This is a genomic window from Providencia sp. PROV189 (assembly GCF_028480065.1).
Taxonomy (GTDB): Bacteria; Pseudomonadota; Gammaproteobacteria; order Enterobacterales; family Enterobacteriaceae; genus Providencia; species Providencia stuartii.
In genome coordinates this window covers 199,153-215,618 of record NZ_JAMPOG010000004.1, presented here as the reverse complement: position 1 = coordinate 215,618, position 16,466 = coordinate 199,153, and the positions used below count along the sequence as shown (strand labels likewise).

16 protein-coding genes are annotated in these 16,466 nt (G+C 42.0%); 7 read left to right on the top strand and 9 right to left on the bottom strand.

Going from position 1 to position 16,466, the window contains the following annotated elements:
* The first annotated feature begins 63 nt into the window (after positions 1-63).
* Positions 64-771 (top strand): Bax inhibitor-1/YccA family protein, encoded by a 708-nt coding sequence (locus PR833_RS03330; protein WP_004917846.1) that lies wholly within the window; start codon positions 64-66, stop codon positions 769-771.
* A 126-nt stretch (positions 772-897) separates the two neighbouring features.
* Here the strand turns inward: PR833_RS03330 and PR833_RS03325 are convergent, their stop codons facing one another.
* The 5 genes from PR833_RS03325 to cecR all read right to left on the bottom strand — a co-directional run bounded on the left by PR833_RS03325 (position 898) and on the right by cecR (position 6,671).
* Positions 898-2,004 carry an ABC transporter permease gene (locus PR833_RS03325; protein ID WP_272525878.1) on the bottom strand — a complete coding sequence of 369 codons (1,107 nt, stop codon included), beginning with the start codon at positions 2,002-2,004 and terminating at the stop codon, positions 898-900.
* Positions 2,005-2,016: 12 nt separating this feature from the next.
* Positions 2,017-3,156, bottom strand: coding sequence for an ABC transporter permease (locus PR833_RS03320; RefSeq protein ID WP_004917851.1), 1,140 nt, complete (start codon positions 3,154-3,156; stop codon positions 2,017-2,019).
* Positions 3,153-4,895: an ATP-binding cassette domain-containing protein gene (locus tag PR833_RS03315; RefSeq protein ID WP_088498621.1), complete on the bottom strand. Its 1,743-nt coding sequence runs from the start codon at positions 4,893-4,895 to the stop codon at positions 3,153-3,155. The genes PR833_RS03320 and PR833_RS03315 overlap by 4 nt, the downstream gene beginning before the upstream one ends.
* Before the next feature lie 12 nt (positions 4,896-4,907).
* Positions 4,908-5,900 (bottom strand): secretion protein HlyD, encoded by a 993-nt coding sequence (gene hlyD / locus PR833_RS03310; protein ID WP_004917855.1) that lies wholly within the window; start codon positions 5,898-5,900, stop codon positions 4,908-4,910.
* 84 nt (positions 5,901-5,984) lie between these two features.
* Positions 5,985-6,671, bottom strand: coding sequence for a transcriptional regulator CecR (cecR, locus tag PR833_RS03305; protein WP_004917856.1), 687 nt, complete (start codon positions 6,669-6,671; stop codon positions 5,985-5,987).
* Positions 6,672-6,962: 291 nt separating this feature from the next.
* Here cecR and rhlE point away from each other — a divergent pair, with 291 nt between their 5' ends.
* The 3 genes from rhlE to PR833_RS03290 all read left to right on the top strand — a co-directional run bounded on the left by rhlE (position 6,963) and on the right by PR833_RS03290 (position 9,676).
* Positions 6,963-8,300 carry an ATP-dependent RNA helicase RhlE gene (rhlE, locus tag PR833_RS03300; protein WP_014657777.1) on the top strand — a complete coding sequence of 446 codons (1,338 nt, stop codon included), beginning with the start codon at positions 6,963-6,965 and terminating at the stop codon, positions 8,298-8,300.
* Positions 8,300-9,262 carry a tRNA dihydrouridine(16) synthase DusC gene (gene dusC / locus PR833_RS03295; RefSeq protein WP_004917859.1) on the top strand — a complete coding sequence of 321 codons (963 nt, stop codon included), beginning with the start codon at positions 8,300-8,302 and terminating at the stop codon, positions 9,260-9,262. Before rhlE ends, dusC begins: the two co-directional genes overlap by 1 nt.
* Positions 9,263-9,427: 165 nt before the next feature.
* The gene (locus PR833_RS03290; protein ID WP_014657779.1) at positions 9,428-9,676 is read left to right on the top strand and encodes a GlsB/YeaQ/YmgE family stress response membrane protein; all 249 of its coding nucleotides are present in this window, start codon (positions 9,428-9,430) and stop codon (positions 9,674-9,676) included.
* A gap of 137 nt (positions 9,677-9,813) precedes the next feature.
* Here PR833_RS03290 and sseA read toward each other — a convergent pair whose 3' ends face one another.
* Together sseA and PR833_RS03280 are read right to left on the bottom strand one after the other, a co-directional pair.
* On the bottom strand, positions 9,814-10,653 hold the full coding sequence (gene sseA, locus PR833_RS03285; RefSeq protein WP_272525877.1) for a 3-mercaptopyruvate sulfurtransferase: 840 nt from the start codon (positions 10,651-10,653) through the stop codon (positions 9,814-9,816).
* Positions 10,654-10,680: 27 nt separating this feature from the next.
* A complete protein-coding gene (locus PR833_RS03280) occupies positions 10,681-10,842 on the bottom strand; it encodes a hypothetical protein (RefSeq protein WP_014657780.1) in 162 nt (53 codons plus the stop codon).
* Between the two features lie 241 nt (positions 10,843-11,083).
* Between PR833_RS03280 and dinG the strand changes: the two genes are divergently transcribed.
* Entirely contained in the window at positions 11,084-13,192 is a 2,109-nt protein-coding gene (gene dinG / locus PR833_RS03275; protein ID WP_014657781.1) for an ATP-dependent DNA helicase DinG, read from the top strand.
* A 91-nt stretch (positions 13,193-13,283) separates the two neighbouring features.
* On the opposite strand, the gene dps is transcribed toward dinG, so the two are convergent.
* Entirely contained in the window at positions 13,284-13,787 is a 504-nt protein-coding gene (gene dps / locus PR833_RS03270) for a DNA starvation/stationary phase protection protein Dps (RefSeq protein ID WP_036943542.1), read from the bottom strand.
* A 289-nt stretch (positions 13,788-14,076) separates the two neighbouring features.
* A complete protein-coding gene (rhtA, locus tag PR833_RS03265; RefSeq protein WP_036943544.1) occupies positions 14,077-14,964 on the bottom strand; it encodes a threonine/homoserine exporter RhtA in 888 nt (295 codons plus the stop codon).
* 363 nt (positions 14,965-15,327) lie between these two features.
* Here rhtA and PR833_RS03260 point away from each other — a divergent pair, with 363 nt between their 5' ends.
* Positions 15,328-15,903, top strand: coding sequence for a TIGR00730 family Rossman fold protein (locus PR833_RS03260; protein WP_004917874.1), 576 nt, complete (start codon positions 15,328-15,330; stop codon positions 15,901-15,903).
* A gap of 17 nt (positions 15,904-15,920) precedes the next feature.
* A complete protein-coding gene (locus PR833_RS03255) occupies positions 15,921-16,379 on the top strand; it encodes a GNAT family N-acetyltransferase (protein ID WP_004917876.1) in 459 nt (152 codons plus the stop codon).
* The last annotated feature ends 87 nt before the right edge of the window (positions 16,380-16,466 follow it).

Genomic DNA, 16,466 nt, shown 5'->3' with positions numbered 1-16,466 from the left:
AATTTGTCTGGCTACGGCACGTTGCTGTGGTCGTTTCTTACTAATGTACGAAGGGTAACCATCATGGATCGATTCGATCAACGTAATGATTCTCTTGTCCAGCGCAGCAGTGCCGGCATTCAGACATTTATGTCACAGGTTTATGGCTGGATGACTGTTGGTCTGTTACTGACTGCTTTTGTTGCTTGGTCCACACTGAATAGTGGCTTATTTTATACCATAGCGACTAATAATGTTCTGTTTTTTGGTTTAATCATTGTTGAGTTTGGACTTGTACTTGGTTTGTCATTTTTACTGCCAAGAATGAGTGGTATGATGGCAACGGGCATGTTTATGCTCTACTCAGTACTTACTGGGCTAACAATTTCTGTGGTTTTAGCTGCTTATACAATGGAATCGGTAGCAGGAACATTTTTTATCACGGCGGCAATGTTTGGTGCACTAAGTGTTTATGGTTACACCACAAAGCGTAGCCTAAGTGGTATCGGTAACTTCCTGTTTATGGCGCTTATTGGCCTAATTATCGCTTCTATTGTCAATATTTTCATGAAAAGCTCAGCATTATACTGGGTGATCACCTATGCAGGTGTTCTGATTTTTGCAGGCCTGACCGCATATGATACTCAGAAACTGAAAGAGATGGGTGCACAAATTGATGTGGAAGATAAAGAAAGCATGCGTAAACTCGCTATCCTAGGTGCATTAAACTTGTATCTGGACTTTATCAACCTGTTCTTAATGCTGCTACGTATTTTCGGCGACCGCCGTTAATCATGTATAAATTGTGTATTTAAGATACACAATAGCTTTTAAAGAATATCAACCCTTGTCATGGTCAAACAGACAAGGGTTTTTTATTGTTTAGTAAAAAATATAGTCGTGACTAATAGGTAATTGCTACGCTGTTTTCTGCCGAAAGAGGTAGTAAGCAAAGGTACTGGTAATGACTGATATCACGAGCAGTGGCCATAGGCTCGGCCAAATAACACTAAAATCAGCATCTTTTAAGTAAATCTGTTTGGTGATTTCAGTGAAATGGCGGATTGGATTGATCAAGGTAATTTCTTGCAACCAAATGGGCATATTCTCAACGGGAGAAATATAGCCTGAGAGCAAAATAGCGGGCATCACAAAAACAAATACACCGATAAATGCTTGTTGTTGGGTTGAACACAAAGCCGATATTAATAATCCAAAACCCACTAGTGAAAGGCCATAAACCACCATAGTTGCATAAAATAGCGTGAGGGAGCCTGCAAAGGGGATTTGGTAAAAGAAGATACCAATGACTAAGACTAAAGTCGCTTGCGCGGTGGCAATAATCAATGCGGGTACGGCTTTACCGATAAAAATTTGCCAAGTCGTGAGCGGCGATACAAGTAATTGGTCAAGGGTTCCCTGTTCGGCCTCTCGGGCAATCGACAGGGAAGTGACAATCAGTACGCCAATGGTCGTGATTAATGCCACCAGTGATGGCACGATAAACCATTTATATTCCAGATTAGGGTTATACCAGTTACGAACCACTAACTCGCTATTATTGGCTAAAGGGCGGCCTGCCGTTAGCTCGCTTTGATATTGTAATACGATTTGTTCAATATAGTTAGCGGCAATTTGCGCGCTGTTAGAGTTACGTCCATCAAGTAATAACATCATCTTCGCGGTGTGCTGGCTATCGATGTCAGCGCTAAAATTTTGCCCGAAGCGTACGACTAATAAGCTTTCTCGGTTATCCAGTGTTTCTCGGATCTCGTGCTCATTTTTGAGTAATCGTACTTGAGAAAAGGCTTCTGCTTTTGCTAATCGTTGAGTTAATTCGATAGAGTGCTTCCCGCCATCTTGATCGAAAATGGCGATCGTGGTGTTGGTAACCTCAAGGGTTGCAGCCAAAGGAAACAAGATCATTTGGAAAATAACAGGCATGAGCAAAATGATCCGCGTTTGCTTTTCCTGCAATAACGTCTGTAGTTCTTTCATGATCAAGGTATATAGGCGGTAAAACATATTTCATCCTTATCAATCAAGACGACGGCGTGTTTTCCATGCCGTTAAGCCAATAAATAAAATAGCGGAGGCGATAAGTAACAGCAGATTGGTGAACAAAACAATATAGATATCGCCTGCCAGAAATAGCGTTTGTAAGCTGCTGACAAAATAGCGCGCCGGAATGAAATAAGTCACGATTTGGACAAATATTGGCATACTTGAGATTTCAAAAATAAAGCCTGATAGCATAATTGCTGGCAAAAATGCCGCATTTAATGCGACCATTGCGGCATTAAATTGATTGCGAGTGATGGTGGAAATCAATAGCCCCATTCCGAGAGCGGTCGCTAAATAGAGGCTAGTGATCAAAAACAGCACTAAGAGTGAGCCTCGATAAGGTATATTTAATAGTGATGTCGTGACAATCATACACAAGATCATCACAAAGGAGCCTAAGACTTGATAGGGTAATAATTTGGATAAAAGCAATTCGGTGCGTGTAATCTGTGTCGAGAGAAGGGCTTCCATTGTGCCGCGCTCCCATTCACGAGCAACAACCAGTGATGTCAAAATAGCTCCAACTACCGTCATTATGATACTAATGGCACCGGGTATAATGAAATGCTGACTAATTGCAGCTTCATTGAACCAATAACGCATATTTAACTCAATGAGGGGATCTGTGGGATAGCCTCGATTTTCACCTTGTTGTATCAACCACGTATACCAGATCCCTTTGGTGTAGGCTTGTACAAAGTTCGCAGTATTAGGCTCACTGCCGTCGGTAATCACTTGTATGGCGGCATGCCCTTCAGGACGTAGCAATTGGGCTGAGAAGTTCACGGGGATAACGATAATGCCGCGAATTTTGCCCGCTTGCATTTTTGCAATTAATTGTTGCCGATTATCGCTAACCGTAGCGTCAATAAAAGGGGAGCCTGTAAATGTATCGACGAGTTGGCGTGCTTCATGGCTTTGTTGATCCATCAAGATGCCAACACGTAATTGACTGGAATCCAAATTGATCCCATAACCAAAAATAAATAACAGCATTAGGGGGATCACAACGGCAATCAATGCACTACTGGGATCGCGTACGATTTGTTTGCTTTCTTTAATGCATAATGCACGGAGTCTACGCCAAGAAAAATGAGACGCGTTGGCGGTCATTGTTCCTCCCGCTGTTTATCATAATCAAGTATCAACCCAATAAAAGCATCTTCCATTGATGGATTTGGATGACTTTCACTAGCGACTTGCTGTTTTAGTTCATCTGGTGTACCTGCGGCAATGATCTTGCCGTGATACACTAATCCTATGCGATCACAATACTCTGCTTCATCCATAAAGTGAGTTGTCACCATGACGGTTACGCCTCTATCGACCATGCCGTTGATATGTAGCCAAAACTCACGTCGAGTGAGAGGGTCGACCCCCGATGTCGGTTCATCAAGAAATAAAATATCTGGCTCATGCATAAGGGAGCAGGCAAGGGCAAGGCGTTGTTTAAAGCCAAGAGGGAGTGAATCAGTTATTTGATTAATAATTGGCTTAAAATTAAAGGCCTCAACCATTTCAGCTATTTTATGTGTTTGATGCTTACCATGCAGACCATAAACACCAGAAAAGAATTTGAGATTCTGCCCAACCTTTAAATTGCTATAGAGCGAGAATTTTTGTGCCATATAGCCGAGGTGTTGCCGTGCTTTATCTGAGCTGGTCTTTAAATCCATTCCTAACACTAAGGCGTGACCTTCGGTTGGTCTCATCAATCCACACATCATTTTAAAGGTGGTTGACTTCCCCGCACCATTGGGGCCGAGTAAGCCAAAAATTTCACCGCGTTTTACTTGAAAATTGACGCTATCCGTCGCGGCAAAATCACCAAATTTTTTCGTTAGATCACGCGCTTCAATAACGGTTTCACTTGGATTAGCAGGGATTTGCGGCATGATAGCCGCCAATTCTGAGCGATGGGAAGGCCCCCCACCTAAGAGATCAATAAAAGCATCTTCAAAACGTGGCTCTGCCTCAATCAGCTTCCCATCAGGCATATGCAAATTGTGAAGTAGCGACGTTTTAGACGCATTAGGCTTTAATATTAAGCGGATATAACGCCCTTGGATCACGCCATCGCTGGTTTCCGGAAGAACGAGGGCATTTTGCAATATTGTACGTTTATTGGCGGCCGGAACATCTAATAAATAGGAGCGACCAACCATAGTTTGGGTCAGATCTTGAGGTTTCCCTGAAAAAAGCAATTGGCCTTGGTTAAGGAGCAAAACATTTTTGCACTGTTGGGCCTCATCAAGATAGGAGGTACTCCAAAGGATCAGCATCCCCTCATCGGCTAAAGTGTGTACCATTCGCCATAATTCGCGTCGTGCGATGGGATCAACCCCAACCCCAGGCTCGTCTAAAAGTAGCACCTTTGGTCTGCCAATCAGTGTGCAAGCTAACCCTAGCTTTTGTTTCATACCGCCGGATAATTTACCGGCAAGTCGACCTGTAAAATTTGTTAAATCAGTAAAGGTGAGCAACTGACGATAAATGTTCTCTCTCTCTTCACCGAGGACGCCACGTAAATCAGCATATAAATCAAGATTTTCTTGGACGGTCAGATCTTCATATAAGCCAAATTTTTGTGGCATATATCCTAAATTAGCATGCACTTGTACGCTGTCTTTAATCGGATCTAATCCCATTAGACTGATTGTGCCTGAATCAGGTTTTAATAAACCGGCAAGCATTCTCATTAACGTCGTTTTGCCTGCACCGTCTGGGCCGACTAAACCCGTTACCGAGCCACCATAGATCTCGGCCGTTAAGCTCTCTACTGCGGGGGAGTCTAAACCCTGAAATGTTTTTTCAACCCCTTGAAGACGAATGCAGTCATCGTGCTTACTCATCATGCACTCTTATCACTGAATTTCAGCAAAGCGGATGGTAACTGGCATGCCTTGGCGTAGTGCCTCATCAGGATCGCTGACAACGATGCGTAGCCGATATACAAGATCAGTACGTAATTGCGGAGTTTGTACGCTTTTTGGCGTGAATTCAGCGGTTGGTGATACAAAACCAATGGTACCGTGATAAGGGTTATCTGGACGGCTATCGGTGTAGAGCAAAACTTCTCGACCAGGAACGGCCATCCCTAAATTAGGCTCATCGACATAAGCCCTTACCCAAACAGGCGTCGTGAGAGTGACACTAAATACAGTATTACCAGCACCGACAATGCTGCCAGGCTCAATGGCTCGCGTTAGGATGGTTCCATCTGAGGGGGCTGTTAATACGGTATCTTTTAAGTCTAATTCTGCCTGTGCAACAGCCGCTTCAGCTTGTAACCATTCGCCTCGTGCAGCCGCTATCTCTTCTTGACGGAAACCGCTTTGATACTGGTTTAGTTTATCTTGTGCGGCTTTTAATGCGGCAAGTGCTTGATTTCGATTTGTCTTTGCATTGTCTAGCTCATTGGCAGAAATCACATGGGAGGCTGCGAGTCCTTTTTGGCGCTGGTAAAAACTTTCAGCGTATTTCCATGCCGCTTGTTTTTGGGCAACCTCTGCTTCAACTTGTGCAATTTCTTGAGTGCGATAGCCTTTTTCTTTCATAGCTAGCTGGGCTTTTGCACTGTCTCTAACGCCCTTTGCTTTGTTTAATGCGTTGATATAAGGCGCTTGGTCAAGCTGGCCTAAAGCTTGACCGGGGGTAACGCGCGCGCCTTCATCAACATTCAAAGACGCGAGCTTCCCACCAACACGAAAACCAAGGTTGACGGTTCGTACATCAACATTACCATACAAAGTTAATGTTTTATCTTGCTGTGATTGATACCAATAATAACCACCTGCAGCGAGACCGATTACTATGACAATAAGAATTAAAAAGATTGAACGACGTTTATTGTTCATAATTAACCTTATTCTTCGTGTAGATTACATGTCTAAAAATAGATAGTTCGATAATCTATAACCGTTTTTTATGGATTAATGATATCACTTTTGTGCCTCTTTGCGATGACGCAATCCTTCCAACAAGATATTGGTGTGCTCTATCAGTACTTGGTTAATGATTTTATATTCCTCTTCATTGATATGTTTCCAGCCAGTTTGCCGAAGTAACGTCTCTCTTGCGATACGAAACGAGAGCGTTTCCCCTAAGATGGCATGGGTTTGGATTAAGGTGGTTAGGCTGTTGGGATCGGAGCCTATATAAATGGCAATAAGACGGTTTAATTTGGTGTAAATAGGTCCGAGAGCCTGCTCATGAATAATGGTATAGGCTTCGGTTGGGTTGAGTTGCTCTCTAGCGAGTATTCGAGAAAAACTCAGGTTCTTTTTTTCTAGCTGAAAGTAATTATAACCGACTAATGCTTTTTGCAAGAGTTTGATGGCCTCATCAGGAGGGGGATTGGTTTGACGAAGATATGTATCAATTTCCGCGGTTGTCTCGCTAAAGTTTTCTTTTATTGTGTTCGCAATCAATTGGGCTACAGCGAGATACAGCCCCTCTTTTGAACCAAAATAATAGGAAATGGCGGCAATATTTTGCCCCGAAACTTGAGCAATTTTGCGGGTTGTTGCTCCGTCGAGACCTAATTCACCATAGACATCTGCAGCTGAGCATAGCAACTGCACTCTGGCGTTTTCTCCTCGATGTGTTGACGGTGTGTTTGTAATCATGAAATTTCCTTAAACATTCAAAACTAAATATCAACCTAACAAGCTCTACACGGCTTTTTGCATAATTCAGTGACGGAAAACGACATATTCTAGTTTGTAATAGTTATATATACTATATTTGAGTAATTTTGTATTAATTTATTTTCTAAACTAAATTAATATACTTATTAGAGCCAAATAATGTTAGACTTCCCGCAATTGCACGGCAGTTTGCATCTTTTCTTCATCTACAATCCTTCCCCTCGAACTGCCTCTGATCATTCAGAGTGGTGAAGTCCGGAGTAATTTAATTTGACTAGTTTTTCAGACCTCGCATTAAACGAGGAAATTCTGCTCGCCATTAATGAGTTAGGCTACGAAGCCCCTACGCCTATCCAACAGCAAGCTATCCCAGCAGTCCTTGATGGTCACGACCTCTTAGCGAGTGCTCAAACAGGAACAGGGAAAACGGCGGGTTTTACCTTACCCATTTTACAAAAATTAATTTCGACTCCTAGAATTGGAAAAGATCGCAAACCGATTAGGGCATTGATCTTAACGCCGACACGTGAATTGGCTGCGCAAGTCGCTGAGAATGTTAAGGAATATAGCCGTCATTTAAGGATCCGCTCATTTGTCGTGTTTGGTGGTGTCAGCATCAACCCACAAATGATGAAGTTACGTGGTGGTGTTGATATTTTGATTGCGACGCCGGGGCGATTACTCGACCTAGAGCATCAAAATGCGGTCAATTTATCTCAAGTTGAGATCCTTGTTTTGGACGAAGCCGATCGTATGCTTGATATGGGGTTTATTCATGATATTCGCCGTGTGATCAGTAAGTTACCTAAAAAACGTCAAAACCTGCTGTTTTCAGCTACATTCTCTAATGAAATTAAACAATTAGCGAATAAATTACTGGACAAACCTGTGACGATCGAAGTTGCTCCTCGTAACTCGGCTTCTGAGCAAGTCACCCAGTTTGTCCATCATGTCGATAAGAAACGTAAAGCAGAGCTGTTATCTTATATGATAGGCCGTGAAAATTGGCAGCAAGTTCTTGTTTTTACACGCACAAAACATGGTGCGAACCGCCTTGCTGAACATCTAAATAAAGATGGCGTAAAAGCGGCGGCAATTCATGGTAATAAGAGCCAAGGCGCGCGTACACGTGCATTAGCAGATTTTAAATCAGGTGATGTTCGAGTACTGGTGGCGACAGATATTGCGGCACGTGGTTTAGATATCGAACAATTGCCGTATGTTGTTAACTTTGAACTGCCTAATGTAGCGGAAGATTATGTTCACCGTATTGGTCGTACAGGGCGAGCAGACGCAACAGGAATGGCTGTTTCACTGGTATGTGTTGATGAGTTAAAGCTGCTAAAAGATATTGAAAAGCTACTAAAAAAACCGGTTCCTGTTATGGCGATAGAAGGTTATGAGCCTGATCCTTCCATTAAACCTGAACCTATCCAAAAAGCGCCGCAGCGTAATAATGAAAGGCGTAGTGCAAATAAACGCCATAATACGTCTGTGAAGCCGCGCCGCGAACGTACTGGTGCTGATAGCTCAAAAGATAAATCGGCATCAGCCTCACCATGGAAAAGCGCACAAAAAAAAGTGCGTCAGGGACGCGGTGAAGGCTAATGCGTGTGTTACTTGCCCCGATGGAGGGGGTACTTGACTCGCTTGTGCGCTCCTTACTCAGTGAGGTCAATGATTACGATCTCTGTATTACTGAGTTTGTACGAGTTGTCGATACCCTTTTACCGGCAAAAACGTTTTATCGGTTATGTCCGGAATTGCGTCATGGCAGTCGGACACCATCAGGTACGTTAGTACGCGTTCAGTTATTGGGGCAGCACCCTCAGTGGTTAGCTGAAAACGCCTATAGGGCAGTTTCGCTGGGTTCATGGGGGGTAGATCTGAATTGTGGATGCCCCTCTAAAACCGTGAATGGCCATGGGGGTGGTGCAACTTTACTAAAGCAACCAGAGCTTATTTATCGTGCCGCAAAGGCGATGCGAGAGGCTGTTCCAGAGGAACTACCTGTTTCTGTTAAAGTCAGGTTAGGGTGGGATAATAGCCAATTTTGTCATGAAATCGCAGATGCCGTGGAGCAGGCTGGAGCGACGGAATTGACGGTGCATGGCCGTACCAAAGAAGATGGCTATCGAGCTGAAAAGATTAATTGGCAAGCTATTGGCGATATTCGCCGCCGCTTATCCATCCCTGTAATTGCCAATGGTGAGGTGTGGGATTATGAAAGTGCTCAGCACTGCCTAGCAATAACGGGATGTGATGCGATTATGATTGGGCGGGGCGCTCTGCATACGCCTAATTTAAGTCATGTCATAAAAAGCAATCAGCCTAAAATGGCTTGGGAGCACGTCGGCAGCTTGCTATTAAAATATACAGAGCTTGAAAAACAAGGAGATACGGGGAATTACCATGCCGCACGTATCAAGCAATGGTTAGGCTATTTACGTAAAGAATATCAGCAAGCAGACAGACTATTTTCTCTGATCCGAGCGCTAAAGAGTGCTCGCCAGATCGCCGAAGTGATCGAATCTGAAGTAAAAAAGCCAGCAAAAATGATGGAATTTTAATCATTCGGTTGTTTATGATTTGCTAAAATAGAGTATTAGTTCTTAACTTAAAGGGCTAATGGCTTTTTTAATCATGCTAAATTGACTTAAATCGTATGTCATAAGATGGCAAACTAACATGGTTAAAATCTATTTTTACCGTATTAATTCGTTTGGAGGTCGATGATGGGAGTCATTTCTTGGGTCATTTTTGGTCTGATTGCAGGGGTATTGGCTAAATGGATTATGCCAGGCACTTACCATATTGGTTTTATCATGACTATTGTACTCGGAATTGTTGGGTCTGTTGTGGGTGGCTACATCAGTACCTTCTTCGGTAAAGGTAAAGTAGACGGCTTCAATTTCGGTAGTTTTGTTGTTGCGGTTATCGGTGCGATCGTCGTGCTATTTTTAGCTGGGATATTTGCCAAATAGCGATTGACTAAACTTATCTCGATTTGAAAGAAATAACCCTCTCCGTGAATAGAGGGTTATTTTTTTGAATGCTATTTAATGTTGATTAAGTATTAATCCGATTTTTAGTTCAATTAATCTTTTGATTAGATGAATAATTAAGACTCTATAGGTAACCCATTGTCTTGGCCCCATTCTGCCCAAGAGCCATCATATAGCTTAACATTTGTGTTGCCTAATAGAGTCAGAGCCATGAGCACCACAGCCGCCGTCATACCAGAGCCACACGTTGTGACGGAAGGGGCATGAATATCAATACCTTGCTCTGCAAATAGGGCTTTAAGTTGGGCCGGTGATTTAAATTCACCATTTTCAACTAATTGATCCCAAGGCATGTTTTTACTACCGGGGATATGGCCCATACGTAGCCCTGGGCGAGGCTCAGGTGCTTGCGCTAAGAAACGTGCCGCGGCACGAGCATCAATAATTTGTACTTTTCCCTGTTCTACGAGGTTAAGCATTTGTGTTTGATTTAATGCGTTGTCACCGTGGCGCTGAGCGGTATAGTGCTGTGGGGCTGGCGGCGTGACCTCACCGGATTCAGTTTGGAAACCGAGTGCTTTCCATGCTTCAATGCCACCCGCGAGAATTTTGACATTTTTATGGCCCATTGTGGTGAATGTCCACCACGCACGTGGTGCTGAGAATAAATTATTCTGGGCGTAAATAATAACCTGAGTGTTATTGTTAATTCCCATTTCACCGACCGCACGGCTAAAAGTTTCAGCATCAGGCAGCATATGAGGCAGGGGGATTCGAGTATCAGCAACCTTATCTTGATCAAAAAACTGTGCGCTTGGAATATGCTCTTCTAACCAACGTTGTCGGCAATCATAGGGTGCTGTTGGGGGCGGAGATGAAGCATCTAGTACGATAAGGTTAGAGTCAGACAAATGGTCATGTAACCATTCGGGTGTTACAAAATAAGCGTCATACATAAATTATCTTCATCCTGAATGTAAATATTATTGAACCTGACCCGCTGAAGGTATAATTGAGGGTTGCTGTGCCTGACTCTGCTCAATAGGTGTCGTTGAGCGTGTATAAATATTCATGCCAGCTAAGACAATTCCACCGATGGAGCCGAATGCGCAGAGTGCGCAAAGCGCGATAACAACCTTTTTCATTTTTATAGCCTGAATTGAAGAAATAAACCCAAAGTATAACCCGATGTTTGTTGCAGACAAGTTAAATACTCTTTTTTGTGCGGATGGATCCGGAATTTGCCAACCTGTTCCCAATTTTATGGCATAATGGTTTTTTAAACAGTAGTTTTTGCGAGCGCCTTCGTAAGCATATATTGTTTAATTCGATGTTATTGACCTACTTGGTTATCCTATATCTTCTAATGTGAACAGCAGTGAGCCTATGTCCCTGTCAAATAAAATGAAAGAACATATAACCCAATGGTACAAAGGGTTATCACAGCACATTGACGGGTTCGTATCCCGCGCGCCTCAGCGCCAAATGATTGCTGAAGTTGCTAAAAATTTGGCGGACGAAGAAGGGCGGCATTTGGTTATTGAGGCTCCTACAGGGGTTGGTAAAACATTATCTTATTTGATACCGGGTATTGCTGTTGGCCGAGAAGAAGGCAAAACATTGGTTGTCAGTACTGCGAATGTTGCATTACAAGATCAAATATTCAGTAAGGATCTGCCTTTACTCAGTAAAATTATTCCTGATCTTAAATATACAGGGGCTTTTGGGCGAGCACGCTATGTGTGTCCACGCAATCTGGAAGCAATCTGTGCCGCAGAAGGCGAACAAATTGACTTAATGTTGCTGGTGGAAGATAAAACCGAAATCGCAAACAGTGAAGAGAGAGCGATTTGCCAGCAGCTACGTAATGATTTTCATAGTTTTGCATGGGATGGCTTACGGGATCACCATAAGCGTGCTTTTAGCGATAGCTTATGGCGTAAGGTCAGCACTGACAAAATGAACTGCTTAGGCCGTAATTGCCAATTTTATCAGCGTTGTCCCTTTTTTATTGCTCGGCGGGAAATTGAAGATGCGGATGTGGTGGTTGCAAACCATGCGCTGGTGATGGCGGCAATGGAAAGTGAATCGGTATTACCTGATCCTAAAAAACTCCTTTTAGTACTGGATGAGGGGCATCATGTGCCTGACGTAGCAAGGGATGCGTTGGAAGTGGAAGGCGAGATCACACTCGTTCAATTAACAGCACAGGTGGATAATTTTCTTCATCATGTGGGGCAATATCTCGCTCAGTTTAGGCCAGCCAAGCCGCCAAAATTAGCGAACCCAGAGCGGTTACAGCAGCACGCGGAAAAGTTAAGAGAAGCATTTCGTGATTTTTCGCTACTAACCAACGCATTATTACCAGAAACCTCAAAGGATAATGAGTACTTATTTCCGATGGGGCTGTTGCCTGAGGCAATGCAGCTATGTTGCCAAGAACTTTTCAAACTGACCGACGGGCTAAGAGGGTTAGCGGAATCAATTCTCAATGATTTAACCGAGCAAACGGCTAAACAGGATATTGTTCGCTTACATCGCTCTATTCTATTAACTAGCCGAGCAATGGGCTATTTTGAAAATATGGCGAAATTATGGCGGTTAGCGTCAATTGACCAAACATCAGGAGCGCCAATTTCGAAATGGCTTAGCCGTCGTTATGAGAAAAACCAGTCTCGTTTATTTCTGCACTGTGCTGGGATACGGGTTAGTGAGCAATTACAGCAGCTATTATGGCGCAATGTGCCACACATCGTGATCACATCAGCGACGTTACGCTCACTTAATAGCTACTCTCGTTTTCAAGAATTGAGTGGGTTATCAGAAAAAAGTGATGACCGTTTTGTGACGCTGTCTTCACCCTTTAATCATATTGAACAGGGAAAACTGATTATTCCTCAAATGAAGTACGAACCAACTATCTCGAATGAAGAGCTGCATTTAGCGGAGATGGCAACGTATTTCCGGCATCAATTAGAAAAAGGTACTCATCGAGGTATGCTAGTGTTGTTTAGTAGCCAGCGAGCGATGGAAGGGTTTCTGGAACATGTAAAAGATTTACGCCTACAATTGTTAGTGCAAGGGGATCAGCCGCGTTATCGGTTAGTTGAAACCCATTGTGACAGGATCAATAAAGGGTTAACCAGTGTACTGATAGGGTTGCAGTCATTTGCGGAGGGGCTTGATTTAAAAGGTGAGTATTTAACACAGGTACATATCCATAAAATCGCTTTTCCACCGGTGACTAACCCCGTGATTATTACTGAAGGTGAATGGTTAAAATCGCTTAAACGTTATCCGTTTGAAGTACAAAGTTTACCAAGTGCATCATTTAATTTGATTCAACAAGCAGGAAGGTTGATCCGTAGCCATGAATGCTATGGTGAGATTGTTATCTATGATAATCGATTGATCACCAAAAATTATGGTAAGCGGTTGCTGAACGCATTACCCGTGTTCCCGATTGAACGGCCGGCTATGCCAAGCGGTACGTAACGTTAACGTCTTTCTTAATAGTAATAATAACAATAAGGCCACACATTAGTGTGGCCAAGAGGTCAATCAACGTTGACTATTTTTATCGACATTACTCAATATTAGCTTCTAAGAACCATAAGAACTTATCGAGGTCGCGTGATGCCGCAGTAAACATATCCGCGGTATCCTCATCTTCGACTTCATCGATAGCTTTACGAATATCGTTAGCCACAACCGCATAACGGTCTGCTAATGCTTTTAGATGATCTTGAACATCGTGGATATCAATTGGATAAGCTTCTAACGATGTAAATTTATTGACTTGCTGAGTCGTACCAATTGCAATTCCACCAAGTTGTACAGCACGCTCAGCAAATTCATCAAGATGCTCAACTAAAGTGGTACGGAAGCCATCTAGCATTTCATGTACGGCAATAAAGTTACGACCGCGCATATTCCAATGTGCTTGTTTGGTCATTAAAGAAAGATCAGTAAAATGGATGACCATAACATTCAAAATATTGATAGACTCTAATTTAACGCTATCCTCAACATCATTGCGGGTATATAAAAGATTTGCTTGAGGTGCTTTTACTAATTTAGCTGTACTCATAATCTTCCCCTTATAAGTAATTAATTATTCAATAATCTGTTTCTGTTAATTAATATAAAACAACAGAACCAACTTGTCATAATGCAATATTCTATTACTTTGATAGGTAAAATTGATAACGGCTTATAATTAAATAAACGCTTAATAAATATTACTATAGGATTAATAAGCTAATATTTCAATGATATTAAAGAAAGTTTACAATAAATAAGGTTAATAAAGAAAATGTTGTTAACTTTATTAACCTTTATATAAATTAAATAATAAAGAAATTTCTTCCTCTATTTATTTAAGAAACCTCTTCTATTTTTGTTTTAGGGCGTGCTGTGGATGTTGAGCCTATTGAGGCACAAACAATACATAATAGTGCTAACCATTGAGTAACGGTTAAATGCTCTTGGAGGAAGACAATTCCAAGGAATGCCCCCATACAAGGTTCAAGGCTCATCAAAGTCCCGAAGGTTTTTGCTGGAAGTCGGGTAAGCGCTATCATCTCTAAGGTATAAGGAAAGGCTGTAGAGAGAACAGCAACAGCCAACGCCAACGGCAAAATAGCAGGGTCAAACATGACCTCAACACCTGTCTGCATTAACCCAATAGGGAAAAAGATCAGGGTTGAAATAAAGGAGCCTATTGCTACGGTTGCGGCACCATAACCTGCGCCAGCCCGTTGGCCAAAAATAATATAGATCCCCCAACAAACGCCCGCACCCAGGGCATATAAGGCACCGACAAGATCTAGGCCATTAATATCATCACCGATAGGCAATAAAAAGAGCAGCCCAACGATGACCAACGCTATCCATAAAAAGTCAATGGGGCGGCGGGATGAAAACATTGCGACAGCCAGTGGCCCTGTAAACTCAAGTGCTACCGCGATCCCAAGTGGAATTCGTTCTAAGGATAAATAAAACAAATAGTTCATGGTCCCCAAAGAAAGACCATAAGTTAACAGGGGAATAAGAGAGTTTCGCCTAAACTTTAATCGCCAAGGTTTAAAAATGACAAATAAAATAATGGTCGCAAGCAATAAGCGTAGCCCAGTCACTCCTGGTGCACCGATAACAGGAAACAGTGTTTTAGCTAGAGATGCTCCGCTCTGAATTGAGGTCATTGCCAGTAATAGCAATCCCACGGGTAATAGAGGAAAGGCACTCTTTTTAGTATCGGCAGACATGGATCGTTGAACCTCAGAAATACGTAATAAAATCAGCAAAAAAATGGCTGATTATTCTTCAATAAAAGAAAATTTTGACAAAGAAAATGTACGTGCTGACTATTAACAACTCAGGTACATAACATAAGCGGTGATTATGACATAAATTTAACATGGATAATATGTATTTATAAAATAGAGAGCACGATAAAACATAGCATTTAATATTTATTTTGTTGACTATATACCCCATGTGTAGGCGCTTTAATTAATTTTAGACAGAGTTTTATATGTTGATGAGGGCGGGATGAGAATGTGTGTTGAGCTTATCCTTATGTAACGTATAATTATTTTCCATAAAAACACGATAAAAACGAGGAAAAAATGAGAAAAATTAACAGTATTGCCGTTTATTGTGGTTCCAGCATGGGAGCTAATGAAGTTTATAAGCAACAGGCGATTAAATTTGCAGAAGAAATGGTCAAGCGCAATATTACTTTAGTTTATGGTGGGGCAAGCGTTGGTATTATGGGCACGGTGGCCGACACTATTTTATCTCAAGGTGGTCAAGCAATTGGAGTTATTCCTTCACTACTTGAAGAGCGTGAAATTTCTCATAAAAATCTGACTAAATTGTATAAAGTTGACACGATGCATCAACGTAAAAGTAAGATGATTGAGCTTGCCGATGGCTTTGTTGCTCTACCTGGAGGTTACGGCACTCTTGAGGAATTTAGTGAGGTGTTCACTTGGAGTCAAATAGGGCTACACACTAAGCCTTGTGGGCTATTTAATATTAATAACTATTGGCAGCCACTAATTGATATGACGAACAAAATGGCTGATGAGGCTTTTTTACAGGAAAAATATCGCCATATGGCGATAGTTGAAAATGATCCAGCAGCACTACTCGATCGTTTTGAAACCTATCTTGCGCCATCGGTTAAAACTTATGATTAAACTTCGGTGAGGTATTTATGATCCGCTGTGCAGTAAAACACGATATTGAAGCTGTGCTGTCTCTCTATGAGCTGTTATTTACTGAAATGGCAGCGCTTGATAGTGAAAGAATGCAGCCTGCTAAACAGATGAGAGATTTTGTTGAAAATACCATCAGTGATGAAAACTTTCATTTGCTCGTGGCGGAATATGATGGGCAAGTTAAAGGCTTTTGCATTGCTCAAAAGCAAACGGCACCGCCTTATAATTGTATGGTTCCTCGGCAATTTGCCTATATTTTTGACCTTGTCGTATCTCCCGAGTTGAGAGGCCAAAAAGTGGGGCATCAATTAATTGAGCAAATGAAAACATGGGCAAAAGACAATCAATTAAGCCATTTAGAGCTTACTGTGTTAGCACAAAACCATAAGGCAATTAAGTTTTATGAGAGAGAGGGGTTAACAGAAATCACGCGTACCATGGGAATTAAGTTATAAAATACCATTGATGGTCTAATAATAAATATTAGGCCATCACGACATTATAAATAAATTTTATCTTTTATTATCGCGATATTAAGTTGC